The organism is Shewanella sp. SM73, from assembly GCF_025653795.1.
Taxonomy (GTDB): Bacteria; Pseudomonadota; Gammaproteobacteria; order Enterobacterales; family Shewanellaceae; genus Shewanella; species Shewanella oncorhynchi.
In genome coordinates, this window is the sequence record NZ_JAKKRY010000008.1 from 175630 (window position 1) to 200674 (window position 25045).

General features: G+C 45.2%; 20 protein-coding genes and 2 pseudogenes. 7 read left to right on the forward strand and 15 right to left on the reverse strand.

Annotation, left to right across the window (positions count from 1 at the left end; genetic code table 11):
- Nucleotides 1-129: 129 nt before the first annotated feature.
- Both L5M51_RS13330 and recA read right to left on the reverse strand, forming a co-directional pair.
- Nucleotides 130-600: a regulatory protein RecX gene (locus L5M51_RS13330; RefSeq protein WP_375539965.1), complete on the reverse strand. Its 471-nt coding sequence runs from the start codon at nucleotides 598-600 to the stop codon at nucleotides 130-132.
- A 17-nt stretch (nucleotides 601-617) separates the two neighbouring features.
- Nucleotides 618-1685 (reverse strand): recombinase RecA, encoded by a 1068-nt coding sequence (gene recA / locus L5M51_RS13335; protein WP_105251812.1) that lies wholly within the window; start codon nucleotides 1683-1685, stop codon nucleotides 618-620.
- 402 nt (nucleotides 1686-2087) lie between these two features.
- On the opposite strand from recA, the gene mutS reads away from it, so the two are divergent.
- Nucleotides 2088-4658, forward strand: coding sequence for a DNA mismatch repair protein MutS (mutS, locus tag L5M51_RS13340; RefSeq protein WP_263173231.1), 2571 nt, complete (start codon nucleotides 2088-2090; stop codon nucleotides 4656-4658).
- 132 nt (nucleotides 4659-4790) lie between these two features.
- Here the strand turns inward: mutS and rpoS are convergent, their stop codons facing one another.
- The 11 genes from rpoS to mazG all read right to left on the reverse strand — a co-directional run bounded on the left by rpoS (nucleotide 4791) and on the right by mazG (nucleotide 15307).
- Complete coding sequence (gene rpoS, locus L5M51_RS13345) at nucleotides 4791-5771, reverse strand: RNA polymerase sigma factor RpoS (protein ID WP_028761361.1); 981 nt, start codon at nucleotides 5769-5771, stop codon at nucleotides 4791-4793.
- An 80-nt stretch (nucleotides 5772-5851) separates the two neighbouring features.
- On the reverse strand, nucleotides 5852-6748 hold the full coding sequence (locus L5M51_RS13350; protein ID WP_263173233.1) for a peptidoglycan DD-metalloendopeptidase family protein: 897 nt from the start codon (nucleotides 6746-6748) through the stop codon (nucleotides 5852-5854).
- A 100-nt stretch (nucleotides 6749-6848) separates the two neighbouring features.
- Entirely contained in the window at nucleotides 6849-7484 is a 636-nt protein-coding gene (locus L5M51_RS13355) for a protein-L-isoaspartate(D-aspartate) O-methyltransferase (protein WP_263173235.1), read from the reverse strand.
- Nucleotides 7481-8230 carry a 5'/3'-nucleotidase SurE gene (surE, locus tag L5M51_RS13360; protein ID WP_263173238.1) on the reverse strand — a complete coding sequence of 250 codons (750 nt, stop codon included), beginning with the start codon at nucleotides 8228-8230 and terminating at the stop codon, nucleotides 7481-7483. Before surE ends, L5M51_RS13355 begins: the two co-directional genes overlap by 4 nt.
- Entirely contained in the window at nucleotides 8227-9342 is a 1116-nt protein-coding gene (gene truD / locus L5M51_RS13365; protein WP_219254092.1) for a tRNA pseudouridine(13) synthase TruD, read from the reverse strand. The genes surE and truD overlap by 4 nt, the downstream gene beginning before the upstream one ends.
- 20 nt (nucleotides 9343-9362) lie before the next feature.
- Nucleotides 9363-9848 carry a 2-C-methyl-D-erythritol 2,4-cyclodiphosphate synthase gene (gene ispF / locus L5M51_RS13370; RefSeq protein WP_028761366.1) on the reverse strand — a complete coding sequence of 162 codons (486 nt, stop codon included), beginning with the start codon at nucleotides 9846-9848 and terminating at the stop codon, nucleotides 9363-9365.
- A 37-nt stretch (nucleotides 9849-9885) separates the two neighbouring features.
- Entirely contained in the window at nucleotides 9886-10677 is a 792-nt protein-coding gene (gene ispD, locus L5M51_RS13375; RefSeq protein WP_028761367.1) for a 2-C-methyl-D-erythritol 4-phosphate cytidylyltransferase, read from the reverse strand.
- Between the two features lie 12 nt (nucleotides 10678-10689).
- Nucleotides 10690-10989 carry a cell division protein FtsB gene (gene ftsB / locus L5M51_RS13380; RefSeq protein WP_105253074.1) on the reverse strand — a complete coding sequence of 100 codons (300 nt, stop codon included), beginning with the start codon at nucleotides 10987-10989 and terminating at the stop codon, nucleotides 10690-10692.
- A 99-nt stretch (nucleotides 10990-11088) separates the two neighbouring features.
- On the reverse strand, nucleotides 11089-12384 hold the full coding sequence (gene eno / locus L5M51_RS13385) for a phosphopyruvate hydratase (RefSeq protein WP_105251763.1): 1296 nt from the start codon (nucleotides 12382-12384) through the stop codon (nucleotides 11089-11091).
- A 230-nt stretch (nucleotides 12385-12614) separates the two neighbouring features.
- Nucleotides 12615-14252 (reverse strand): CTP synthase, encoded by a 1638-nt coding sequence (locus L5M51_RS13390; protein WP_012587102.1) that lies wholly within the window; start codon nucleotides 14250-14252, stop codon nucleotides 12615-12617.
- A 116-nt stretch (nucleotides 14253-14368) separates the two neighbouring features.
- Nucleotides 14369-15307 carry a nucleoside triphosphate pyrophosphohydrolase gene (mazG, locus tag L5M51_RS13395; RefSeq protein ID WP_263173244.1) on the reverse strand — a complete coding sequence of 313 codons (939 nt, stop codon included), beginning with the start codon at nucleotides 15305-15307 and terminating at the stop codon, nucleotides 14369-14371.
- A 508-nt stretch (nucleotides 15308-15815) separates the two neighbouring features.
- On the opposite strand from mazG, the gene aguA reads away from it, so the two are divergent.
- Together aguA and L5M51_RS13405 are read left to right on the forward strand one after the other, a co-directional pair.
- Nucleotides 15816-16928, forward strand: a complete 1113-nt coding sequence (aguA, locus tag L5M51_RS13400) for an agmatine deiminase (protein ID WP_263173248.1) — start codon at nucleotides 15816-15818, stop codon at nucleotides 16926-16928.
- A gap of 73 nt (nucleotides 16929-17001) precedes the next feature.
- Nucleotides 17002-18708 (forward strand): amidase, encoded by a 1707-nt coding sequence (locus L5M51_RS13405; protein ID WP_263173250.1) that lies wholly within the window; start codon nucleotides 17002-17004, stop codon nucleotides 18706-18708.
- A 181-nt stretch (nucleotides 18709-18889) separates the two neighbouring features.
- On the opposite strand, the gene L5M51_RS13410 is transcribed toward L5M51_RS13405, so the two are convergent.
- Together L5M51_RS13410 and L5M51_RS13415 are read right to left on the reverse strand one after the other, a co-directional pair.
- On the reverse strand, nucleotides 18890-19954 hold the full coding sequence (locus tag L5M51_RS13410) for a methionine synthase (protein ID WP_263173253.1): 1065 nt from the start codon (nucleotides 19952-19954) through the stop codon (nucleotides 18890-18892).
- Nucleotides 19955-20009: 55 nt separating this feature from the next.
- Entirely contained in the window at nucleotides 20010-20984 is a 975-nt protein-coding gene (locus tag L5M51_RS13415; protein WP_263173256.1) for a DUF1852 domain-containing protein, read from the reverse strand.
- A gap of 1368 nt (nucleotides 20985-22352) precedes the next feature.
- Here L5M51_RS13415 and L5M51_RS13420 point away from each other — a divergent pair.
- From L5M51_RS13420 to L5M51_RS13435, 4 genes and pseudogenes are all read left to right on the forward strand, one after another.
- Nucleotides 22353-22787: an OsmC family peroxiredoxin gene (locus L5M51_RS13420; protein WP_263173259.1), complete on the forward strand. Its 435-nt coding sequence runs from the start codon at nucleotides 22353-22355 to the stop codon at nucleotides 22785-22787.
- 261 nt (nucleotides 22788-23048) lie between these two features.
- Nucleotides 23049-23450: pseudogene (locus tag L5M51_RS13425) on the forward strand (alpha-amylase family glycosyl hydrolase); the annotation flags it as partial.
- 93 nt (nucleotides 23451-23543) lie between these two features.
- Complete coding sequence (locus L5M51_RS13430) at nucleotides 23544-24569, forward strand: transposase (RefSeq protein WP_263173260.1); 1026 nt, start codon at nucleotides 23544-23546, stop codon at nucleotides 24567-24569.
- Nucleotides 24570-24884: 315 nt separating this feature from the next.
- Nucleotides 24885-25045: pseudogene (locus tag L5M51_RS13435) on the forward strand (IS110 family transposase); the annotation flags it as partial.

Here is a 25045-nt window from a genome sequence, read left to right on the forward strand (position 1 = left end):
ACAAATAAAGACGGCGTAAGTTTATCGCGGCACGGACAATATTTAAGCAAGTGAGTCTAATGTGAAGTACGAAATGGACAAGACCCATTGATAATATTTAGATGAGCTTTTACAGTCTTAGCTCCAAATTTAATAATCTTCATCGAGATCATTGGGATCTGAATCTAGTGCGTAAGTGATTTGATCGTAGCTAAAGCCTTGGCCCATTAAAAAGCGCACTCGTTTGGCCTTTTCCTTTGCGATGAGATCCCGAGCTTTAGAGCCCTTCACTTCTGTCACACGGGGAATGCCGTATTTTTTGGTGGCTTTATCTTTTGCTAGCTCAAACCAGTCACAATCACAATTAACCAAAGCGGCTTCAATACAGTCTTTAGATAAGCCTTTCTGTGCGATTGCTTGGCGGATGCGTATTGCACCGTGGCCTCGACTGATGTGGCTTCGCACCAACAGTTCGGCATAACGAGCATCATTAATAAAACCGGAGGATTCGCAAGCATCGAGTACAGGTTCGATATCGTTAAGTTCGAAACCTTTTTCGAGCAATTTATCGCGGATTTGTAAACGGGAATAATCGCGGCGCGCTAACAGCGCGACCGCAATTTGATGGGCTGACTGACTCAGAATACTTCGCCTGTCTCTAAATCAATATTGTCCTCAGTACTATCATCAGCTTTGGCAGCCAAGGCACTCGGATTACTCAAAAGCAACTCACGTAGCGTCTTGTCAATTTCAGCCGCAATAGCTGGGTTTTCAGTCAGATATTTGCCAGCATTAGCACGACCTTGGCCGATTTTATCACCTTTATAGCTGTACCAAGCACCCGCTTTTTCAATCAACTTATGAGCTACGCCTAAGTCTACTAACTCACCAGTACGGTTAATACCTTGCCCATAAAGGATTTGGAACTCAGCTTGCTTAAACGGCGCTGCAACCTTGTTTTTCACCACTTTAACGCGAGTTTCGTTACCGACCACTTCATCGCCGTCTTTAATGGCACCAGTGCGACGAATGTCTAGACGAACAGAAGCATAAAACTTCAGCGCGTTACCACCGGTTGTAGTTTCTGGGTTACCGAACATCACACCAATTTTCATCCGAATTTGGTTGATGAAGATAAGTAAGGTGTTAGATTGCTTTAAGTTACCCGCAAGTTTACGCATGGCTTGGCTCATCATACGCGCCGCTAGGCCCATGTGAGAATCACCAATTTCGCCTTCGATTTCAGCTTTAGGCGTTAATGCCGCCACGGAGTCGACTACGATAACGTCAACAGCGCCTGAACGAGTTAAAGCATCACAAATCTCAAGCGCTTGCTCGCCAGTATCCGGTTGTGAACACAGCAGGTTATCAATATCTACGCCCAATTTTTTAGCATAAATAGGGTCTAACGCATGCTCTGCATCGATAAAAGCACAGGTTTTGCCTTCACGTTGCGCTGCGGCAATCACTTCTAAAGTCAGTGTTGTTTTACCTGATGATTCAGGACCATAGATCTCAACTATACGACCCATTGGCAAACCGCCAGCACCTAAAGCAACGTCCAGAGACAGAGAACCGGTAGAAATGGTCTCAACATCCATAGAGCGATCTTCGCCCAGCTTCATGATGGAGCCTTTACCAAATTGTTTCTCAATTTGGATCAATACCGCAGCAAGTGCTTTCTCTTTATTTGGATCGACCTTCATTCCTGTTCCCTCATCAAGACAAGCATTAAGCTGTCAAAAGTGATATTCAATTTACAAACGGGTAATTCAAAAAGCAGCGCTTTTTGTCTTAATTCTGCTGACTAGTATACTGTACAATCATACAGTATCAAGACCTGTGACTGAATTATTTTTAGCTGATAGGATTTTTAATATGACCAAGGTTTTAGCGAATATCAAATCAGATAATAGCTCCCTTTGATCAATATCCATCGTTAAGGGCTCAATTTTCGCTAAATTATTGCTAAGATTGGCGCAACAAATTTTGCGTGGTCTTTTTAGCTGAAAATTGTACAGCAGTCTTCCGCTTCCATAGCGCTTAATCACCCTTAACCACACAAACTGTATCGCCTTTAGGCAGTCACAACGGACGATAACGATTTAATGAATGTAATTGATACCGATGATTTAGAAAAACATACTCCTATGATGCGTCAGTACTTGACGATGAAAGCAGAACATCACGATATGTTGCTGTTTTATCGCATGGGTGACTTCTACGAGTTGTTTTATGACGATGCTAAACGCGCTTCTGAGCTGTTAGGCATTTCACTCACTGCGCGCGGTAAAAGTGGTGGCGATCCTATTCCGATGGCGGGACTTCCTTACCATGCTGTGGAAGGCTATCTTGCAAAATTAGTTCAAATTGGTCAATCAGTTGCGATTTGCGAACAGATTGGCGATCCCGCGACATCTAAAGGGCCCGTAGAACGTAAAGTGGTGCGAATTGTCACACCAGGCACCTTAACCGACGAAGCGTTGCTACAAGAACGCCAAGACAATCTGTTAGCCGCGGTTTATCAAGGTAAAGTCGGTTTTGGTTATGCCACATTAGATGTTTCATCCGGACGTTTTGTGATTGCTGAGCTCGACACCCGAGAGTCATTAGAAGCAGAATTGCAACGCACTAATCCCGTTGAAATTCTCTACAGTGAAGACTTTGGCGAACTAGGTCTACTTAACGGTTTTAAAGGTAAACGTCGTCGCCCTGAATGGGAATTTGATTACGATACGAGTATCAAGTTACTACTGGCCCAATTTGGCACTAAAGACTTACATGGTTTTGGTATCGCAGATGCACGTTTATCACTGCAAGCTGCGGGTTGCTTGATGCAATATGTCAAAGACACACAGCGCACGGCACTGCCACATATCAATGCCATTATCCGCTTCAATCAAACCGATAGCATAGTACTCGATGCGGCAACTCGCCGTAATTTAGAATTAACTCAAAACCTTGCCGGTGGCCGCGATAATACCTTAGCCGCAGTATTAGATAACACGGCAACGCCTATGGGCAGCCGTATGTTACAACGCTGGATCCATCAGCCTCTGCGAGATCCTAAGCAAATCAAGGCGCGCCAACAGGCGGTGACTGAACTGCTCGATACCGCAGCCCACGAAGGTTTGCATGAGCAGCTAAAGGCACTTGGCGATATCGAACGTATCATGGCAAGGTTAGCCCTGCGCACTGCCCGTCCAAGGGACTTTGCACGTTTACGTCAAGCACTGGGCTTATTGCCTGAATTACAACAGAGTTTAAGTACACTGAGCGCGCCGCACACGACTCAATTGCGTCAACACTTAGGTGAGTTCCCCGCTGAGCAAGCCCTGCTTGAGCGCGCGATAGTCGATAATCCTCCCATGCTTATCCGCGATGGCGGAGTGATCCGTGAAGGCTACAACAGCGAACTAGATGAATGGCGCGGTCTGAGCGAAGGAGCGAGTGATTACTTAGTACAACTTGAAGCCAGAGAAAAAGAACGTACTGGCATCAATACACTTAAAGTCGGCTATAACCGCGTACACGGCTATTACATCGAAGTAAGCCGCCTGCAATCCTCACAAGTACCGCTCAATTATCAACGACGCCAAACACTTAAGAATATGGAGCGTTATATCACGCCCGAACTTAAGGAATACGAAGAAAAAGTCCTCTCGAGCCAAGGTAAAGCGCTGGCACTCGAAAAGCAGTTATGGGAACAGTTATTCGATCTTATTCTGCCGAAATTACATGAATTACAGGCTTTTGCTAGAGCAGCGGCTGAGCTTGATGTACTGAGTAACTTTGCCGAGCGTGCCGAAACCTTAGGCTACACTTGTCCAGAGCTGAGCCAAGATATCGGCGTACAAATAGACGCAGGTCGCCATCCAGTGGTGGAGCGTGTTAGCCAAACACCGTTTATCGCTAACCCAGTGACCTTGCACAATCAAAGACGTATGTTGATTGTCACCGGACCCAACATGGGCGGTAAATCAACCTATATGCGCCAAGTCGCCTTGATTACACTGATGGCCCATATTGGTTGTTTTGTTCCAGCAGATCGCGCCCTGATTGGCCCGATTGATCGCATCTTTACCCGTATTGGCGCATCAGACGATCTGGCCTCTGGCCGCTCAACCTTTATGGTAGAAATGACTGAAACTGCCAACATCCTGCACAATGCCACTGCCAGTAGTTTAGTGTTAATGGATGAAATCGGCCGTGGAACATCCACCTATGATGGTTTATCACTAGCTTGGTCGGCGGCGGAATATTTAGCCCAGCAAGTAGGGGCTATGACCCTATTCGCCACCCATTATTTTGAGCTAACTCAATTACCTGACTTAATGGCAGGTGTTTACAATGTGCACCTTGATGCCATAGAGCACGATGATACCATCGCCTTTATGCATGCAGTACAAGAAGGCGCCGCCAGTAAAAGCTACGGCTTACAAGTTGCGGCGCTTGCCGGCGTGCCAAACAAAGTGATTAAAGCAGCGAAACATAAATTGCAGCAATTGGAGAGTCGCGATCATCAACCAGAAGGAACGAGGACGCCCATTCAAAGCTTACTCGCTTTACCTGAACCGGTTGAAAATCCAGCTTTGACTAAATTAAGTAGCATTAATCCCGATAACTTAACGCCAAAACAGGCGCTTGATTTGCTCTATGAACTGAAACGCTTGAGCTAAACATCAGGTGTTCTAAATAAAAGCCTAAAAATAACAACGCCCACTCTATAGTGGGCGTTTTACTTTATAACGTGATCTCACACTAAGTACATTTTCTGGATAGCTTCTCTGAAAGGCACCAGAAGGCAGATTTTAGTTTCTAAATAGAGCTTCAACAGATAAACCTTGAGAACCCAATAAATCACGTAAGCGTTTTAATGCTTCCACTTGGATTTGACGAACACGTTCACGGGTTAAACCAATCTCAGCCCCCACATCTTCAAGCGTGGAAGGTTCATAACCTAACAAACCAAAACGACGGGCTAATACTTCTCTTTGTTTTGTGTTCAACTCGTTAAGCCATTTCACCACAGAGTTAGAGATGTCTTCATCTTGCACTTTATAGTCAGGGCCAACACTATCATCATCGGCCAATACATCTAATAATGCTTTCTCGTTATCGCCCCCCAAAGGCGTATCAACAGAGGTAATTTTTTCATTCAGCTTGAGCATGCGGCTCACATCAGAGCTAGAAACTTGCAGTTTTTCAGCTATTTCTTCCGCTGTAGGTTCATGATCCAGTTTTTGTGCTAACTCGCGGGCAGTACGCAAGTATACGTTGAGTTCTTTAACAACATGAATCGGCAAACGAATAGTACGAGTTTGATTCATGATAGCGCGTTCAATCGTCTGTCTGATCCACCAAGTCGCATAGGTTGAAAAACGAAAACCTCTTTCTGGGTCGAACTTTTCTACGGCACGAATTAAACCTAAGTTCCCCTCTTCGATAAGATCGAGCAGTGCTAAGCCGCGGTTATTGTAACGACGTGCAATTTTTACGACGAGACGTAAATTACTTTCGATCATGCGATTACGGGATTTTGCACAACCTTTTAAGGCCTTACGGGAAAAGTAAACTTCTTCTTCTGCGCTAAGCAGTGGGGAAAAACCAATCTCACCTAGATAAAGTTGAGTGGCATCAAGATTTTTTTGCAGGTCATCTTGGACCTGTTGTTCTATTCCTAGCTCTTGGACTAGATCGGTGGCAACTTCTTCTTTTTCAAGATCAAAGTCTACGGTTTCTACGGAAAAATCTACTAGTGCTTCTGCGGCAGTGCTATTTATGCGGCTCATGATCAAATCTCCCAAACCTAATTAAACTGCTGAATTAGTGCAATTTCCTATCCTCCATTTGCCAACAAGGCCCCAAACAATCATTGTTTAGGTAAATAAGTAAGTGGGTTTACAGACTGTCCATGGTAACGAATTTCAAAATGTAACATTACCCGATTGGCACCTGTATTGCCCATTTTTGCAACAGTCTGCCCTGCGAGGACATGTTGCTTTTCTTTGACTAAGATCTTGTCCGTATGAGCATAAGCACTAAGGTAATCGTCACTATGTTTAATAATCACTAAATTACCGTAACCCCTAAGAGCACTTCCTGCGTATACCACCCGCCCATCTGCAGCAGCTTTGATGATATCTCCCCGATTTCCCGCGATCTTAATACCTTTATTTCCCTGCTCATTGGCAGAATAAGTTCCGATTAACTTCCCTCTTACTGGCCACTGCCACTGACTCACACTGGCTGGCAGTGTTGAGGTGGGTGGAACCATTAGCTGGTTAACATTTTGTTGGGAACTTGTTACAAGGTACGCGGGCTTAGCTTTCTGATCAAGTGTTTTTTTCAGATCGTTACTTGACTTAGCATTAGACTGATAAACCTTATCATCTAATTGTTTTTTATCACTTTTACTTGAATTAGCATCTGAATTACCCGTTATATTTCCATCTAAAGTCGTAGATTTTGATTGGTTACTAGATTTAGCATTAGTTAAATATAAAATCTGTCCAGGGTAAATTGTATAAGGGTTATCTAATTGATTAAGTTTAGCTATTTCAGAAAAGTCTTTCCCTGCAGCCCAAGAAATAGAGTAGAGAGTGTCGCCTTTTTTAACTTTATATGAATTCGATTTAATGTGGCCTTTACTATTTTTAGAGTAGCTATGGGAAATATTTTCGACGGGTGCGGGTCTGCTGGCCTGAAAGCTACAGCCTACAAGCAGAAATATAAAGCAAAGGTTTAAGAGTAAACCCGCATTCAACAATAAAAACTCCTTGGTAAGGTTGTATTACTGTTTATGATGAGAAAATGACGCCTTCTGTGCAAAACAAGCACTTCGCTTAACACAGTAGCACAACACAAGGTTAAGCTAACTCTCCATTAATTAAAGGTACAAATTTAACCGTTTCAATGGTTTCAGAACTAAAGCGGTCAGCATTACGCGTAATACGCATCAATTGCTGAGTATCCTCTCCCACAGGTAAGACTAACACCCCTCCATCAGCCAACTGAGACAATAAAGCTTCTGGTATAGTCGCCGCCGCCGCAGTCACCATAATGGCATCGAACGGACTACGATTAGCCCATCCCAACCAACCATCGCCATATTTAAACGACACATTATGCAAATCTAATCGTTTTAAACGCTGTCTTGCTTGAATTTGTAGACCTTTGATCCGTTCGATAGTACAAAGCTGAGGCACCAATTGAGCCAAAATGGCTGCCTGATAGCCCGATCCAGTCCCCACTTCTAACACTCGCTGTGGCATCTTGTGCAGTAAGAGTTCGCTCATACGGGCAACGATATAAGGCTGCGAAATGGTTTGCCCTTGTCCAATTGGCAAAGCCGTATTTTCATAGGCTTTATGGGCTAGCGCATTATCGAGAAACATTTCTCGCGGCGTATGCGATATCGCCTTTAACACGGCTTGATTACGGATCCCCGCATCTTGAAGCTTTTTAGCTAAATTCACCGCCGATGTTAAGGCAACTCGAGTCATATTTTATCTACCCAATTTTGCAATGCCGTTAGTTGTCCGTAGGCGGTTAAGTCAACCGTCAAGGGCGTAATTGAAACATAGCCATTGGCGATAGCATAAAAATCAGTGCCCTCTGTGGCATCCTGCTCTTGTCCCGGTGGACCAAGCCAGAAGATTTCACGTCCGGCAGGATCTTGCGTTCGCACTATGCCTTCGGCCTTATGACGAGCACCGAGGCGAGTCACTTTGATGCCTTTAATTTGATCAAGTGGCAAGTCAGGCACATTCACATTTAAGATCTGATCTTTTGCCAAAGGCTGGGCCAACAAACCTTGAACTATCCGCCGAGCATAAACCGCAGCCGATTGATAATGTTCGAATTTACGGCCATTAAGCGAAATCGCTATTGCAGGAAAACCTAAAAAGCGTCCTTCCATCGCGGCGGCAACTGTCCCCGAATATAAGGTGTCATCACCCATATTTGCCCCCGCATTGATGCCAGACACCACCATATCAGGTTCGCCATCACATAATTCTCGGATAGCCAAATGAACGCAATCTGTCGGTGTACCGTGAACGGAAATATAGCCATTATCTAACCTATTAATTCTTAATGGATTAGTCAAGGTTAATGAGTTGCTCGCACCAGAGCAATTTCGATCCGGCCCAACAGTCAGCACAGTCGCTATTTCAGCCAAAGCCTCAGATAAGGCTTTGATACCTGGAGCATTAATCCCATCGTCATTGCTAACAAGGATACGAATCATGACTCTGCTTCAGTCTTAACAGTATCAGTGTTAGCCACTACGTTAGCGTTAGTTACCTCAGGCGCAGGCTCCTGCACCAATGTCGCTTGCCATTGCTGCTCTTTAACATCTTGATAATTAACCAACTCTCTCAATAATGATGTTGCAAAACTGCCCGCAGGCAACACAAACTCCAGCACTAAGCCATCAGCGGTTTGTTCATATTTAAGGCCTTGGGGCTCAAGCAGTAACGGACGGCGTTCTTGCTCTAATCCGGCGTGCTCTAAACCATAGCAATCGTCAGCTAACTCACTCATGGCTAAGGTTTCTACCGCAGCAGCTTCACCTTGGGGTAACATCATGCCGCGCCCCCACAATGGTGCAGAAAGTTGAATGTCTTTTTCAATCAGACGCTTCAATACGATGAGATCCCATTCAGGCGTAACAAAGAAGCTTTTGCTGCCCGCTAACATCACACAATCACCCGCTAAAGGCTTAGTGCCATGGTTGGCTAAACGATATGACACCACAGTGTTAAACAGATTTGAGCGCACGGCAGACAAATACATGCTGCGCTTATTTCTGTCTTTCACTTTTTTACCCGCCATCATTTGGCGACCAAACACTAAGTTTTTGCCATCGTGACCAAAGCGCTGCTCACCAAAGTAATTGGGCACGCCCACTTGAGCGACCTTTTCGATACGACTGATAATGTCTTCCACTTGGGTGACATTTCTCAGGGTAAGAATAAAGCGGTTACCGACTAAGGCACCAATTCGCAGTTTCTTGCTGTGGCGGCTGCTCGATAATATGGTCAAACGCTCGCTATTGAGATCCTTCCAAGCAGGCGTTTCTTTACCAGGAATACGCACACCGAACCATTGTTCTGTGATGGCATTTTTATCTTTTTGCCCAGCGTAGGTCACTTCCTTTGGATGCACCTTAGCAAACTTAGCGATCATTTCAGCGACTTGTACTGTATTTAGCCCTTCTTTGCGTACATGCAGCATATGATGTTCACCTTCACCCGTCGGGCTAAAAGGCAAAATCTCTTTCACGATAAAATCGCTATTTTGGGTTCTTAGATCTGCTGTACCTAAAGGCTTACCATACAGATAATGTAATTCGCTCATGGGACTTTTTTACTCTTAAGTTAATCGTGTTTGCGGGCCATAAGTACCACGGCTTCTACCGCAATACCTTCTTTACGCCCGGTAAATCCAAGCTGTTCAGTCGTGGTCGCTTTGACATTAATATCGTCAAGTTCCGCGGTTAAATCGGCGGCTAATATCTGGCGCATTGCCTCTATGTGCGGTGCCATTTTAGGAGCTTGGGCTATGATAGTGACGTCAAGATTGCCTAGCACAAAGCCTTTCTCCCTCGCTAAAGCATAGCAATGACGCAGCAATACGCGGCTATCGGCCCCCTTATAGGCGGCATCGGTATCGGGGAAATGTTTTCCTATGTCACCGAGCGCTAAAGCACCGAGGATGGCATCGGAAATCGCATGCAGTACCACATCACCATCTGAATGTGCGACTAGGCCTGTTTCATAGGGTACTTCCACGCCACAAAGGATAAGTGGCCGCGCCGCACCAAATTTATGCACATCGAAACCATGGCCGATACGGATTTTCATTTAATATTCCTAACGTATTATTTTACTTTGATTATGACTATTTAACGGCACGCATCAAAAACAGTTCGGCTAGCCCTAAATCGTCGGGATGCGTTACTTTTATATTATCAGCACGGCCCGAAACGAGTCCGGGTGATATCCCCGCCCATTCCATCGCCGAAGCCTCATCTGTGACTACCGCACCTGCAGCCAGAGCCGCATTGAGGTAATTTTTTAATTGCTGCGCTGGAAATAACTGCGGCGTCAATGCATGCCATAAATTATCGCGGCACACAGTGGCACTGATTTCACCCTGTTTATTCGCGCGCTTCATGGTATCGCGTACAGGCATTGCCAAAATAGCACCTTGGGGGAATTGCACTCTAGATGCGAGTAACTTGTCGATATCCGTCGCGGTTAAACAAGGTCTTGCCGCATCATGCACTAAGGCCCAACTGTGCTCGGGCGCAATTTGCAGCGCCGCCAACACAGAATCAGCGCGCTCACCGCCACCTATTACTGTAATCAATTTAGGGTGCACGGCCTGTGGCAAGGTATCGAAGATAGTATCGTTCGAATGTAAGGCAACGATCACTTGAGAAATGTGCGGATGGGACAAGAGCTTATCTAAGGTATGAGCAAGAATACTCTGGCCGCACACCTCAAGATATTGCTTAGGTCTGTCGGCGCCCATACGGCTACCTATGCCTGCGGCGGGAACGATGGCAACCACAGCTTGAGTGACATGCTCAGCTTGGCGCTGCAATTCAATTTGTGTTACCAGATCAGATTGACTATCGGGATTGGATTGTTCATTTAATCCAAGATCTAAATGTCCTAGCTCTGTCATCCTAACTCCATATTACTGAGATGGACTCGATACCGAGCGCTCACCACCCACGACGCGATAGAAGGTCTCGCCTTCTTTAACCATGCCAAGTTCGTTGCGTGCGCGCTCTTCGATGGCTTCTGTACCACTTTTCAGATCGATGATTTCTTCCTTCAGCACTTGGTTACGCTCATTGAGTTTGGCGTTACCTTCTTGCTGGGCGGCAATTTGTTTTTGCAGAACGAAATATTCAGGAAGACTATTACCTCCCGACCAAAGACGGAATTGCAGTACACCGAGTAGCACTATGAGTGCAATGACAAAAAATTTCATGGAGGAATTAGCGTCAGTATCTTGGATTAAAAAAATATACAGCAGATAGTACAACAAAAAAGGCCACCAAGTGGTGGCCTTTTTACATCAAATATTAAATTACGCCTGACCTTTGATCTCTTTCAAACCACGGTATGGGGCTTTTTCACCTAATTGCTCTTCGATGCGCAGCAATTGGTTGTACTTAGCTACACGGTCAGAACGACACAGTGAACCGGTTTTGATTTGACCAGCAGCAGTACCCACGGCTAAGTCAGCAATGGTTGAATCTTCAGTCTCACCACTACGATGTGAAATCACGGCGGTATAACCCGCTTCTTTCGCCATACGAATAGCCGCTAAAGTCTCAGTCAATGAACCAATTTGGTTAAACTTGATAAGGATTGAGTTAGCAATACCGTTTTCAATACCACGGGTTAAGATTTTAGTGTTAGTAACGAATAAATCGTCGCCCACTAATTGGATCTTGTCGCCCATGATTTGAGTTTGGTAAGCCCAACCATCCCAATCTGATTCGTCTAAGCCATCTTCGATAGACACGATTGGGTATTGGTCAGCCAATGATTTTAAGAAATCAGAGAAACCGTTCGAGTCGAAGACTTTGCCTTCGCCCGCTAAATCGTATTTGCCGTCTTTGTAGAATTCAGATGCAGCGCAATCCAGCGCTAACGTGACATCAGTACCTAACTTGTAGCCAGCCAGTTCAACCGCTTCTTTGATAATGGCTAACGCATCAGCGTTTGACGCTAAGTTAGGTGCAAAACCACCTTCGTCACCCACAGAAGTGCTTAGACCTTTGTCGTGCAATACTTTTTTCAACGTATGGAAGATTTCAGCGCCCATGCGCAGTGCTTCACGGAAGGTTTTCGCGCCAACAGGTTGCACCATGAATTCTTGGATATCAACGTTGTTATCCGCGTGCTCGCCACCGTTTAAGATGTTCATCATAGGCACAGGCATAGAATATTGGCCTGGTGTACCGTTTAATTCAGCGATATGCGCGTATAAAGGAATACCTTTAGATGCTGCTGCTGCTTTAGCAGCCGCTAAAGACACAGCCAGAATCGCGTTTGCACCTAACTTGTCTTTGTTTTCTGTGCCATCTAAGTCGATCATGATTTGATCAAGCTCAGCTTGTGCAGTCGCATCTTTGCCTAATAATGCAGCGCGGATGACACCGTTTACGTTAGCAACAGCTGTTAATACGCCTTTGCCTAAATAACGGCTCTTATCGCCATCACGTAATTCTAACGCTTCACGGCTACCGGTTGATGCACCAGAAGGCGCCGCAGCCATACCCACAAAACCACCTTCTAAATGCACTTCGGCTTCAACAGTTGGGTTACCACGAGAATCCATAATCTCGCGACCAATCACGTTAATAATCTTAGCCATAACACCCTCGATTTAAGTTTAAAGATAAAAGAAAAAACCAATACCTATGGGAATAAATGGAAGTCACATACCGCAGAAAATAACAAAATTCCATTTACGGTTTGCGTCCATACAGATGCAACGGATACGCATGCTGTTTACACCCAGAAGTATTAAATTCTTATGTTTCAAGTCGCGACGAGTGTAGCAAAAGGCCGGCCCCACTGTCGCGGGTCCGGCCTCAAATATTCTTACTTCAGATCACGTTTTTGATGCGCACTTGCCGCAGCAATAAACCCTTCGAACAATGGGTGACCATCGCGCGGAGTTGAGGTGAATTCAGGATGGAATTGACCTGCAACAAACCATGGGTGATCTTTTAATTCGATCATTTCCACCAATTTACGATCAGAAGACAAACCGCTGAAGATCATGCCAGCCTGCTCTAAACGCTCTCTGTATTTGTTGTTCACTTCGTAACGGTGACGGTGACGTTCTACACAGCTATTGCCTTTGTAGGCTTGAGCCGCTTTTGAACCCTCGAGTAAATGACACAATTGAGCGCCTAAACGCATAGTGCCACCTAAGTCAGACGCCTCATGACGCTGCTCAACATTACCTTCTTCGTCAATCCATTCAGTGATCAAACCCACAACTGGGAATGGTGTTTCTTTATTGAATTCAGTTGAATGTGCATCAGCCATACCTGCAACATTACGCGCAAATTCAATCAGGGCAACTTGCATACCTAAACAAATACCGAAATACGGTAAATTGTTTTCACGGGCAAATTTTGCCGCCAGTATCTTACCTTCAACACCACGCTCGCCGAAGCCGCCTGGTACTAAGATACCGTCTAAACCCTGTAAGACTTCTTCGCCTTTAGCTTCTACGGTTTGTGAATCAATATACTTGATAGTCACAGATACGCGGTTTTTAAGGCCAGCGTGTTTTAATGCTTCGTTGACTGACTTATAGGCATCTGGCAGTTCAATATATTTACCCACCATACCAATAACGACTTCGCCGTTTGGATTAGCTTCTTGATAAATAACATTTTCCCACTCAGACAGATCCGCTTCACGGCATTCTAAACCGAAACGCTTAACCACTAAGTCATCCAAACCTTGTGAACGTAACAAAGCTGGGATTTTATAAATACTATCAACATCTTTTAATGAAATAACCGCACGCTCTTCGACGTTACAGAACAGCGAAATTTTGGCTTTTTCATTCGCAGGAATCGCACGATCACCACGGCAAACCAGCACATCTGGTGCAATACCGATAGAACGCAGCTCTTTCACTGAGTGTTGAGTTGGCTTAGTTTTCACTTCGCCTGCAGCACCTAAGAAAGGCACTAAGGTTAAGTGCATGAATAGAGTACGATCACGACCCAGCTCAACACCGAGCTGACGGATAGACTCTAGGAACGGCAAGGATTCGATATCACCCACAGTACCGCCGATTTCGACGATAGCCACATCATGGCCTTCGCCACCGGCTAATACTTTTTCTTTAATCGCATTAGTGATGTGTGGGATAACCTGAATAGTTGCGCCCAAATAATCGCCACGACGTTCTTTACGTAATACTTCTTCGTAAATACGACCAGTAGTGAAGTTGTTACGACGATTCATCTTCGTACGGATGAAACGCTCATAATGACCCAAGTCGAGATCTGTTTCTGCACCGTCTTCAGTAACAAATACTTCGCCATGTTGGGTTGGGCTCATGGTACCCGGATCAACGTTAATGTAAGGGTCCAGTTTCATGATGGTTACATTGAGACCGCGGGCCTCTAAAATTGCAGCTAATGATGCTGCTGCAATGCCTTTACCTAGTGATGAAACAACGCCACCAGTAACGAAGATATACCTTGTAGTCATGCTGAACCTGAGAAAATGAGTTTGAAAATACGTGCTTGTAAGAAAGCACTAGGACGGGGCAGTAGTATACCAAAGGCGGCGCGATTCGACAAACACCAATCGGGATAATTTGCCGTTTATCTCGTCTCTGTCGCTTTTACTTGGTCCCAATAGGCATCAAGCTCCATTAATGTGTGCTCTTCCATGCTTTTACCGCTGTCACTCGCCAACTGTTCTACACCGCGAAAACGGCGTTCAAATTTAAGATTGGCTTGGCGCAACGCTTGTTCTGGATCGACCTTAAGATGTCGAGCTAAATTCACCACGGCAAACAGCAAGTCGCCCATTTCGGACTGCACTTTCGCTTGATCTTGCTCGGGTTGATTCACTTCATGCAAGACTTCATCGATTTCTTCGTGGATTTTAGCAACCACGGGCTCAAGCTCGGCCCAATCAAACCCGACTCGTGCCACCCTTTGCTGAATTTTAATTGAGCGCGACAGCGCAGGTTGGGTACGCGGAATATTGTCTAACGCAGAAACCACAGTATCAGCTTGGGTTTCACCCGCCACTTGCAGGGCCTTTTGTTCACGCTCAATCGCCTTAATTGCTTCCCAATTGGCTTTCATCGCTTGGGCGCTATCGCCTATTTGCGGATTTTGCTCACCGAACACATGGGGATGACGACGGGTTAACTTGTCGCTAATTTTCTCAATCACGCTCGTAAAGTCAAACTTGCCTTGCTCTTTACCGAGCTGACAATAGAATACGATTTGAAATAACAAATCCCCGAGTTCATCGGGTAACTCATCCCAGGCTAAACGCTCTATGGTATCGGCAACTTCATAGGCCTCCTCTAAAGTAAAAGGCACTATGGTTTGAAAGGTTTGCGCTTTGTCCCACGGGCAACCCGTGTGCGGATCACGCAGTTTTTCCATGATCTTAAGTAGCGGCTCTACATCTGTTATAGACAGTTCCGTTGTAAAAGGTTCCGTTGTAGAAGGTTCCGTTGTAGAAGTTTCAGTGAGAGAAGGTTCAGTAGAAAATGAGGTTAATGGCGCCGTGTGGGAAGTCATGCTGATATCCTTTAAAGATAAATACTGCAACGGGCGAATATTGAGAAAGAACAAAAAATACGCCTCCGCAGTATTTTTTAGCAAAAGGCTACAATAAAGCGATGATGATAAGCTAGGTAAAATAAAAGTGCTATTTTGATGCTGAGATCAGATTTTAGTGACGTATTTCAACTAAGACTTATTTTAACTAAAGAGCGTTCGCTCCATTTCGTAATTCACTCATCTCGTGAGCAATAAATTGACAACCTTCCTCCCCAATAAATTCTCATCTATGTCCTGCATACAAGTATTTAGCGCAAGCCATCTTAAATGATAAGATACGCAGCAATATTTCAATGAAGCTAAAACTCACCGAGTGAAGACCTGACAATTTCGGCCAAACTATGTACATGATAAATGCGGTCCTTCAATTTATTCATTTGATTGATGTTAGGTATATTTCGATTCTGTCGTCCGATGTTAGGACGCACACCCTTATCGTTTTTAAGCATTACTGGAGACAAAACTCATGACAAACGTGACAGTGGATGCCACGCAGTTAACGACTAAGCCATCCCAAGATGGTTTTTATATGCCTGGCGAATGGGCTGCGCAGCAAGCGGTGTGGATGATTTGGCCCTATCGTCCTGATAACTGGCGTGCAGCTGGTGCTTATGCTCAGGCGACCTTTGCTAAGGTGGCCGATGCCATTGGTGCGGCAACCCCTGTTTATATGGGTGTTCCTAAGACGTTTTTAGCCGAAGCTAAAGCGGTGATGCCATCCCATGTCACCTTGGTTGAAATGGACAGTAACGATTGCTGGGCTCGTGACACTGGGCCAACCGTAGTTGTGAATGACAATGGCGAATGCCGTGGTGTTGACTGGGGTTTTAATGCTTGGGGCGGCCATAACGGTGGTTTGTACTTCCCATGGGATAAGGACGAGCAAGTCGCGCAGCAGATGCTTGCGCAGCATGGTTTTGCCCGTTACAGCGCGCCGTTGATCCTCGAAGGTGGCTCCATCCATGTCGATGGTGAAGGCACCTGTATGACGAGTGCAGAATGCTTACTCAATGCCAACCGTAACCCTGAACTGACAAAAGAACAGATTGAAGACTTACTGCGTGACTATTTGAATATTAAGCAGTTTATCTGGTTGCAAGATGGCGTGTATATGGATGAGACCGATGGTCATATCGACAATATGTGCTGTTTTGCCCGTCCTGGTGAAGTCATTCTGCACTGGACTGATGATGAATCGGATCCACAATATCCTCGCTCAAAAGCCGCGCTCGATGTGCTGCAAAATACCGTGGATGCCAAAGGCCGTAAGTTAAAAATCCATCTGTTGCCACAACCGGGGCCGCTGTATTGCACCGAAGAAGAATCAAAAGGTGTAACCGAAGGCACTGGCGTGCCACGCACGGCGGGTGAGCGTTTAGCGGGTTCTTATGTGAACTTTTTAATCACCAATAGTCGCATCGTGTTCCCACTGCTTGACCCTGCAACCGATAATATCGCCGCCCAAAAACTACAGGAAATCTTCCCTGAGCATGAGATTGTGGGTGTGCCAGCCCGTGAGATTTTATTAGGCGGCGGCAATATCCATTGCATTACTCAGCAAATCCCTGCTGGAAAGTAACCCAAGGAGAACAGCATGACGATTGATGTCACTGTTATTGCACCACATTTGGCTTTCAGCGGGAGGGCGTAAGATGTTTGAAGTCACTGAAGTTTCCATTGCCGAACTGCGTGCTGCGCTCGAATCTGGCCGCACCACCGCAGTGGAGTTGGTTAAGTCGTATCTCGCGCGGGTTGAGGCGTATGACGGCCCTGCGACAAAGACTAAGCTCAATGCGTTAGTGGTACACAATCCCGATGCGCTCAAAGAAGCTGAGGCGTCAGATGCGCGCCGCGCCCGTGGTGAAACACTGAGCCCACTTGAGGGTATTACGTATACCGCCAAGGATAGCTATTTGGTGAAGGGACTGACGGCAGCGTCTGGCAGCCCAGCCTTTAAGGATTTAGTGGCGCAATATGATGCCTTTGCCGTTGAGCGCCTACGCGCCGCAGGTGCCATTTGCCTAGGCAAAACCAATATGCCACCTATGGCCAATGGCGGCATGCAGCGTGGTCACTATGGCCGCGCTGAAAGCCCATACAATGCTAACTACCTCACAGCGCCCTTCGCTTCGGGCTCTTCAAATGGGGCGGGCACGGGCACGGCGGCAAGTTATTCGGCTTTCGGTCTTGCCGAAGAAACTTGGTCAAGTGGCCGTGGCCCTGCGTCCAATAACGGTTTGTGTGCTTACACTCCGTCTCGCGGCGTGATTTCGGTGCGCGGTAACTGGCCGTTAACGCCGACCATGGATGTCGTCGTGCCTTATACCCGCACTATGGCCGATATGCTTGAAGTGTTGGATGTGATTGTGGCAGACGATCCTATCACCCGTGGCGATCTCTGGCGTCTGCAACCTTGGGTACAAATCCCTAAAGCATCGACAGTTCGCCCAGAATCTTATCTGGCGCTGGCCGCTAGCGCAGACACACTTAAGGGTAAGCGTTTTGGTGTGCCGCGCATGTACATCAATAAAGATGAATTGGCGGGCACTAGCGAAAACCCAGGTATCGGGGGGCCAACGGGTCAACGTATTCATACTCGCCAATCGGTTATCGATCTATGGGAAGCGGCTCGTAAAGCCTTAGAAGCTGCTGGCGCCGAAGTGATTGAAGTTGATTTTCCGCTGGTATCAAATTGCGAAGGCGACCGCCCAGGTGCGCCGACCGTGTTTAACCGCGGTATCGTCACGCCTCAATTCCTCCATGATGAATTATGGGAACTCTCAGGTTGGGCGTTCGATGAATTCCTGCGTGCTAACAATGACCCTAAACTCAACAAACTTGCTGATGTTGTTGGGCATTTGATTTTCCCCCACGACTTAGGCACCTTGCCTAACCGTGAAGGTGACTTAGCGGCAGGCATGGAAGAGTACGTCAACATGGCTAAGCGTGGTCTTAAATCCTATGACCAGATCGACAGTATTCCCGATGGTCTGCGTGGCTTAGAGAAGACGCGTAAGCTAGATCTCGAAGACTGGATGGACGAGCTGAAGCTCGATGCAGTGCTGTTCCCAACCGTGGCAGATGTCGGCCCTGCCGATGCGCATGTGAATCCGGCTTCCGCCGATATCGCTTGGAGCAACGGAGTTTGGGTCGCTAACGGAAACCTTGCGATTCGCCATTTAGGCGTGCCGACTGTGACTGTGCCTATGGGCGTGATGGCCGATATTGGCATGCCAGTCGGTTTGACCTTCGCAGGCCGCGCCTATGACGATAATAACCTGCTTAAATTTGCAGGTGCATTTGAGTCAACAGGTGACAGGCGCATGATCCCGCCACGCACACCAAAACTTGGCCAATAAGCGCTAAGACAATGCATAAGCCTAAGCACTAAATGTAAGAGCTTAGAAATGAACAATGGGATTGGCATCAGAATGCCAATCCCGTTTTTTTAATACTTACGTCGATACCTTTTCAACAAAGCTAGACTTATGCTGCTATAAAACATGCTGCTGTAAAACAGACAGCAACACTTAACGCGTCTTATCTTAATGCCAAGAGTTCTTTTCTGACGATCTCTGCGCCTGCACTTAAGGCGTTGAGTTTGCCTCTTGCGACTTGATGGGATAAAGGCGTCATGCCACAGTTAGTACAAGGATAAAGCTTGTCGGCATCGACAAATTTAAGGGCTTTTCGTAGGGTGTCAGCGACTTCCTCTGCGGTTTCAATCGTGTCGGTGGCGACATCAATCGCGCCGACCATGACTTTCTTACCGCGAATGAGTTCAAGTAGCTCCATTGGCACATGGGAGTTGTGACATTCTAGCGAGATAATATCGATATTAGACTTTTGCAGTTTAGGAAACACTTCTTCATATTGGCGCCACTCTGAGCCCAAAGTTGTTTTCCAATCTGTATTGGCTTTGATGCCGTAACCATAACAAATATGCACCGCCGTTTCGCATTTAAGTCCTTCAATGGCTCTTTCTAAACAGGCAATGCCCCAATCGTTTACCTCATCAAAAAATACATTAAAGGCAGGCTCATCAAATTGGATAATATCAACACCCGCCGCTTCTAATTCTTTGGCTTCCTCATTAAGAATTTTGGCAAATTCCCAAGCAAGCTTTTCTCGGCTTTTATAATGGTCATCATAAAGCGTATCTATCATGGTCATAGGGCCAGGCAGAGCCCATTTAATCGATTGCGTGGTTTGCTGACGTAAATATTTGGCATCTTCAACAAACACCGACTTTTGGCGGCTCACTGGGCCGACAACCGTGGGCACGCTTGCATCATAGCGATCACGAATTTTAACGATTTTACGTTTTGAAAAATCAACGCCGTTAAGGTGCTCAATAAAGGTAGTGACAAAATGTTGCCGCGTTTGCTCGCCATCACTGACAATATCAATCCCCGCTAGCTGTTGATCCTGTAATGACAAACGCAGTGCATCGTGTTTACCGGTAATTAATTCCTCTCCTTGCAATTTCCATGGAGACCAAAGTGTTTCAGGCTCTGCAAGCCATAAAGGTTTAGGCAAACTGCCCGCAGTTGAAGTCGGTAACAGTGTCTGGTTAAGCGATGTTTTATTAAGTCGTGTTGTCATGATAATGATGCCGTATTAGATTAATTATTGAGCGTGACGATTAGGCGCAGAGCGACTAAAGGTAATTAGCAGACCATTGTTCAAAAAACGTTTGATAGGGTTTGATAAAGTGCTCCGCTGCAAATTTGCCTTGCTCATTCGCCAATTGGCTACGTTCTGCTCGGTCATAAACAATTTGAGTCAGTGAATGATCCAGATTTTTCAAATTAGGTTGATAGCATTTCCCTGCAACAGCATTGGCGTTATAAATCTCAGGGCGATAGATTTTTTGAAAAGTTCCCATAGTGCTGATGGTGCTTATCAACTCAAGATGGGTGTAATCATTGAGCAAATCACCAAAGAAATAAAAAGCTAACGGCGCCACGCTATTTGGCGGCATAAAATAGCGCACCTGTAAGCCCATTTTTTTGAAATATTGCTCAGTTAAAGACGATTCATTTGGCTGATATTCAACCCCTAATACGGGATGCTGATTCTCAATTCTATGGTAGGTTTTATTATCCGACACACTGAGGCAGATAACCGGTGGCTTATTAAAATTCTGTTTGTAAGCATCAGAATTAACAAAAGACTGAAATAGCTTGCCATGTAGACCACCAAAATCATCTGGAATACTAAATTTGGCTTGGCCCTTATTATGTTCTGCCAGTAACACGCTAAAGTCATAATCGCGTACGTAAGATGAAAAGTTATTGCCGACAATGCCTTCAATACGTTTATTGGTTTTATGATCAACAATATTGGTTTTCAATACTTCAATCGATGGGAAGGTTTGACCACTGCCGTCAATATCCAAATTAACGGAGATGATTTCCAACTCGACGCTATAACGTTCGCCTTTAGGGTTATCCCAATGCGCTAAGGCATTAAAACTGTTATCAATCATCTTTAACGCGTTGCGTAAGTTCGCTTGGCGATGACTGCCTCTGGCCAAATTAGCAAAGTTGGTCGTGATACGCGTCTTGTCTGAGGGATGATAATTTTCATCAAGACAAATGCTGTTAATCGTAAATGTAAAATGCTTATTCATAGTGATCCAGTATCCCATTGCCTGATTTCAAACCTGAGTTTATGCCCTGCGCTTCTAGCTTCTCGACCCGACTCTGATAGACATTATTTGTGTTCTGTCTGAGGTTCTATTTAACTTAAGTGCCGATGACTTAAGTCCTGATGGCTTAGCTAGGGTGCAACTTCAAGCTTGTCTAATATTTCGCTTGGAGTCATTTATACGTGGTTCGGCACATGAACAAAAACGGTTTTATTTCACATAGAACATGAGCCATATTCATGATCAACTAGCATGGCGTTGTTGATTAACCAGAACTCGGGATAGGGAAAAGCAGGAAAGCAGGAAAGCAGGAGCAGTCAGATATTTATCTATTTTTAAGTTCGCCCTATCTGGATCCAGATCGTAATATTGCCGATTGCACACATTTGCCCATAGTGTATTTCGAGACCGAAAGATAGCTTCGTCGAGTGTTCACTAGTTGACCTAAAATTAGTAATGATACAAAGTGTCCATAAATGAACTACACACATTAAGCCTGAGCGGCCGCAAATTTTGCTTCGTTTTAGTCGCACGGTTTAAAGTTATGAGTATAGGTAGCTATGATTAATCTTATAATTATGATGTTCATTTTTACTATGATTTCTACGCTGATTGTAGAAATTCATTGTCGTATCCAAATGAAAATCATTGCAAAGAAAAAAAACGCATTTAGTTTAGTTATGCACTATTTCCTTACAATTCCTCTTGCATTGTTCGCAGTATTTTTTATGCAGAAGTTATGGGATACCACTTATGTTCTCGAATTTTCTGAACTTAAAAAGGCAATAGCCGAACTCGGCTGTGTAATTATTTTCATATTGCCATCAATTTACATTGTATCAGTTAAGTATTCTGGACTAGTTGATAAAATGGAATGTTGGCGTAAAAACTAAGCCGACCAAAGTCGCTCAGTGTGTTTGATGAATCACCTTTTATAGATCTTGCTGGACTATAGCTAGGAAGTTGAGACTAAAGAACATAGACACCCAACCTTAAATAGCGATCACCCCAGTCACTGCCCATTCGTATAATGGGTGGGAGTTAGCATGTCTGAAATACACCATTTTTAAATGAATTAGCACGTTTTTTTCCTCAGATGCAGTCCAGCTACTTTTGATGACTCTCATTCAAACCACTTTAGCCAGAACAGGTTGTAGGCAAACCGAAAGAACATTAGGTCGTTAATTTAAAATGGGTGGCCTGATCTACTGTTGCATACCGTACAGACGGATACCTATGGTCAAGTCCAGACTGGCATAGGTTGGCAGTATAAGTCGTCTCAATTTGCCCAATCATTAGCGTCGAAAATGAAACCCTTCTTGAGCAATTTTGATATTTAGGAGACACACCATGATTGAAAAAATCGCAACTATCCAATGGCAAGGTCAAGGTAAGAAAGGCCAAGGTAAAATAAGTACCGAGACCGGTGCACTGAAGCAATATCCTTACGGCTTCGGTAGCCGCTTCGAGGATGACCGTCGTGGCACGAACCCTGAAGAGATACTAGCTGCCGCCCATGCCGCGTGTTTTACGATGGCGTTTTCATTCGCCTGCGACAAGGCAGGGTTTGCCACCGCCAATATCGACACCAAGGCAAGTGTGCGTCTCGCTAAACAAGGCGAAGGTTTTGTTATAGACCGCATCGCGTTGACGATGAGCGCAGAGGTTGCGGGCATCGACGAAGCGAAATTCCAAGAGATTGCAGCTGCGGCAAAGTGTGACTGTCCGGTATCGAAGGCCCTTGCTGGTGTTGAAGAAATTACCCTTCAAGCGACACTGAAATAACTCATATCCTGAGACACTGTATCAGCCAGCGCCATGTGGCTAAGCTGTACTAACACCAGCGCCAGATCTGCCGCTAAAATTCATTTTTTAATTGGTGTGTTCATATCGCCCGCTAAAAATGTTTCCCACAACCTTTAACATTATCGATTGTATTTTCTATAGGGATAGAGAGATAGAGAGGACAGCCATATATTTTTGTGTTTTCTTGCCCTCTAGACTAGGCTTTAAGTTATCCTAATTTAGCCAGTACGGTGACTTGTGATGACTTCGGCTAGAAGACAATTAATTGATGCCAATGCAACGCCTTTCTATCATGTGATAAATCGCTGTGTTAGAAGGGCTTTTTTGTGTGGTGAGGATAAACTCACTGGTCGCAGTTACGAGCATCGACGTGGCTGGATTGTTTATAAAATCAAAGTCTTGTCCGCTATTTTTTGTATTGATATTTGTGCCTATGCGGTGATGAGTAATCACTATCATTTAGTGCTTAAAATTGATGTCGACAAGGCGAAATCGCTAACGCAAAAAGATATTATTCGCCGCTGGCGTCAAATCACTAAAGGCCATGCTGTCGCCACTAAGTATATGAATGGTGATGCTTTAATCGACGGTGAAGCGATGTTACTTGATGCATTTCTCGCCGAGTGGCATGAGCGACTGAGCAAAGAAAAAGTAAGGACAGCCACATCTTTTGTGTTCTGCGCACTCCTCTACTAGGCTTTACATTACCTTGATTTTCTCTGTATGGAGCCTGTGATGACCTCGGCCAGAAGACAGTTAATTGATGCTAATGCGACACCTTTCTATCATGTGATAAATCGCTGTGTTCGCAGGGCTTTTCTGTGCGGTGAAGATAAACTGTCAGGTCGCAGTTATGAGCATCGTCGCGGCTGGATTGTTGATAAAATCAAGGTATTATCTGCGATTTTCTGCATTGATATTTGCGCCTATGCGGTGATGAGTAATCACTATCATTTAGTACTTAAAATTGATGTCAACAAGGCGAAATCGCTAACGCAAAAAGATATTATCAGCCGCTGGAGTCAAGTCACTAAGGGCCATGCCGTTGCCACTAAGTATATGAATGGTGATGCTTTAATCGACGGTGAAGTGATGTTACTTGATGCATTACTCGCCGAGTGGCATGAGCGACTGAGCAGTATCTCTTGGTTTATGCGCTGTTTAAATGAAGAAATTGCCCGTAAGGCCAATCGTGAAGATGAGTGTAAAGGCGCTTTTTGGGAAGGCCGTTTTAAGTCACAAGCCTTGTTAGATGAGCAAGCACTACTGGCGTGCATGATGTATGTCGATTTAAATCCTATTCGAGCAGGGATTGCCAACTCTGTGCAATCCTCTGATTTTACATCGATTCAGGAGCGCGTGAATGCGCTTAACCCTCATATCAACGCGCCCCAACTGGCCAAAACTACCGCAGATAACCTACAGCCAATTCTATATAAAGCCCTCGCAAAATTTGATGGTTCAACACTTCTGAGTCAGCAAACAGGCATTCCGTTTCATTTTGCAGATTATCTTGAGTTAATAGATTGGACTGGACGAGCTATGCGCCTTGATAAAAAAGGCTATATCAATAATCAACGGCCAAAACTACTCAATGAATTAGGCATTTCGCCCGATGCGTGGCTCACTTCAGCTAAAGAGTTTCGCCGTCAATATAGTGGCATAAGTGGTCGATGGGATAGCATGTGCGAGTTTAAAAAGCAGCACAACAGTGGGAAATGGTGTAAAGGTAAGGCCTCTAGCCAAGCGTTACATCCTTAAGTTCATCACTGCTCACGATTCAACTCTCGGTATTATTTATGCTTATCCGGAATGCAGAGAATTCCGTGCAAAACATAGCTCATTTCTGCCCAATAGAGTGGTGTCTATAATCGTTAAGATGAGATCTAGTCTTTAAAACCAACAGGTTACGCAAGCACTCGAAAGGCGTGCCATGGTGATTRGCGAGACGACCGTCCGCCCCATGGACGGGGCGGTCGAGCATCCAMGGATGATGGGATGGACACCTCTTGTGAAGTAGGCGTCATTTACGCCATATTGAATTTGCACGTTCAATAACAACAAAAGGTGTCCAAAATGAAAGTTACACTAATAGGAATTGATCTCGCAAAAAATATCTTCCAAGTATGTGGAGTTAATCAAGCAGGCAAGAGTGTTTTTAACCGTTCGATTAAACGTGCTCAGCTCCTGACTTTTCTGCGTACTTACCCTGATGCCACTATTGCGATGGAAGCCTG

Coding starts and splice junctions, on each gene's coding strand:
- eno (WP_105251763.1), bottom strand. CDS start 12,384: ATGGCTAAGATTATTAACGTGATTGGTCGCGAGATTATGGATTCTCGT.
- ftsB (WP_105253074.1), bottom strand. CDS start 10,989: ATGAAATTTTTTGTCATTGCACTCATAGTGCTACTCGGTGTACTGCAA.
- aguA (WP_263173248.1), top strand. CDS start 15,816: ATGACAAACGTGACAGTGGATGCCACGCAGTTAACGACTAAGCCATCC.
- truD (WP_219254092.1), bottom strand. CDS start 9,342: ATGAGCGAATTACATTATCTGTATGGTAAGCCTTTAGGTACAGCAGAT.
- L5M51_RS13420 (WP_263173259.1), top strand. CDS start 22,353: ATGATTGAAAAAATCGCAACTATCCAATGGCAAGGTCAAGGTAAGAAA.
- L5M51_RS13415 (WP_263173256.1), bottom strand. CDS start 20,984: ATGAATAAGCATTTTACATTTACGATTAACAGCATTTGTCTTGATGAA.
- L5M51_RS13390 (WP_012587102.1), bottom strand. CDS start 14,252: ATGACTACAAGGTATATCTTCGTTACTGGTGGCGTTGTTTCATCACTA.
- ispD (WP_028761367.1), bottom strand. CDS start 10,677: ATGACAGAGCTAGGACATTTAGATCTTGGATTAAATGAACAATCCAAT.
- ispF (WP_028761366.1), bottom strand. CDS start 9,848: ATGAAAATCCGTATCGGCCATGGTTTCGATGTGCATAAATTTGGTGCG.
- L5M51_RS13430 (WP_263173260.1), top strand. CDS start 23,544: ATGACCTCGGCCAGAAGACAGTTAATTGATGCTAATGCGACACCTTTC.
- L5M51_RS13355 (WP_263173235.1), bottom strand. CDS start 7,484: ATGACTCGAGTTGCCTTAACATCGGCGGTGAATTTAGCTAAAAAGCTT.
- surE (WP_263173238.1), bottom strand. CDS start 8,230: ATGATTCGTATCCTTGTTAGCAATGACGATGGGATTAATGCTCCAGGT.
- recA (WP_105251812.1), bottom strand. CDS start 1,685: ATGAAGGTCGATCCAAATAAAGAGAAAGCACTTGCTGCGGTATTGATC.
- mazG (WP_263173244.1), bottom strand. CDS start 15,307: ATGACTTCCCACACGGCGCCATTAACCTCATTTTCTACTGAACCTTCT.
- L5M51_RS13410 (WP_263173253.1), bottom strand. CDS start 19,954: ATGACAACACGACTTAATAAAACATCGCTTAACCAGACACTGTTACCG.
- L5M51_RS13405 (WP_263173250.1), top strand. CDS start 17,002: ATGTTTGAAGTCACTGAAGTTTCCATTGCCGAACTGCGTGCTGCGCTC.
- mutS (WP_263173231.1), top strand. CDS start 2,088: ATGAATGTAATTGATACCGATGATTTAGAAAAACATACTCCTATGATG.
- rpoS (WP_028761361.1), bottom strand. CDS start 5,771: ATGAGCCGCATAAATAGCACTGCCGCAGAAGCACTAGTAGATTTTTCC.